The sequence below is a fragment of the Variovorax sp. 01T439_2 genome (assembly GCF_056398445.1).
Window position 1 is genome coordinate 1 of sequence record NZ_JBFTPJ010001319.1, and the last position, 1,116, is coordinate 1,116.

The 1,116-nt window shown below is 69.4% G+C and carries 1 protein-coding gene; it reads left to right on the forward strand.

Annotation, left to right across the window (positions count from 1 at the left end):
- On the forward strand, nucleotides 1–1,116 hold a 1,116-nt coding region (locus tag AC1DOC_RS34615), incomplete at both ends, for a TonB-dependent receptor plug domain-containing protein (protein WP_478131705.1).

Genomic DNA, 1,116 nt, shown 5'->3' on the forward strand with positions numbered 1-1,116 from the left:
GGTCAGCGGCGGCCGCCCGACCTCGCTGCCGACCCAGATTCCGACCACCATCGAGGGCGTGACGCACGAGCAGATCGCCGAAACCGTCAACGCCACCGACGGCGAAGACGCGCTCAAGTACCTGCCCAGCCTCGTGGTGCGCAAGCGCTACATCGGCGATTTCAACCATGCGGTGCTTGCCACGCGCGCCTCCGGCACGGGCAACAGCGCTCGCTCGATGGTGTATGCCGACGGCGTCATGCTGTCGAACCCGCTGGGCAACGGCGCTACCTACGCGCCGCGCTGGGGCATGGTCTCGCCCGAGGAGATCGAGCGGGTCGACGTGCTGTACGGGCCGTTCTCGGCGGCCTATCCGGGCAACTCGGTCGGCGCCGTGGTCGACTACGTGACGCGCATGCCCACCCGGCTCGAAGCGCACGCCAAGCTCAGCGGCTTCGCCTCCAACTTCGACCTGTACAACAGCCACTCCTCGCCCGCCGGCCAGCAGCTCGAGCTCTCGCTGGGCAGCCGCAGCGGCGACTGGTCATGGTGGCTCAGCGCCTCGCGCACCCACAGCAAGGGGCAGGCGCTGGTGTTCGGCAACCGGCTCGCGAGTGCCGGCACCCTGGGCAATGCCGGCACGCCGGTCACCGGGGCGGTTCTGGGGCTGAACCCGTCGAACCAGCCCTGGTGGCTGGTAGGCGGCTCGACGATCTACGACACCACGCAGGAGCAGGCCAAGCTCAAGCTGGCCTACGATTTCTCGCCCACGGTGCGCGCCACCTACACGCTGGGCGCCTGGAACAACACCACGCACGGCAGCGTCGACACCTACCTGCGCGATGCCTTCGGTRGGCCGGTGTATTCGGGGCGCGTGAACATCGCCGGGCGGAGCTACAACCTCGATGCGCCGAGCGCCGCGCTGGCGCCGACCGAAACCGCGCTCACCCACTACATGCATGGCCTCTCGGTGAAGAGCCACACCGGCGGGGTGTTCGACTGGGAGCTGTCCGCAAGCCTGTTCGACTATGCGCGCGACACCTCGCGCACGCCGACCACGCCGCTGCCCGGCGCCTTCAACGGCGGACCGGGCCGCACCACSGACATGGGGGGCTCCGGCTGGCACACCTTCAAGGC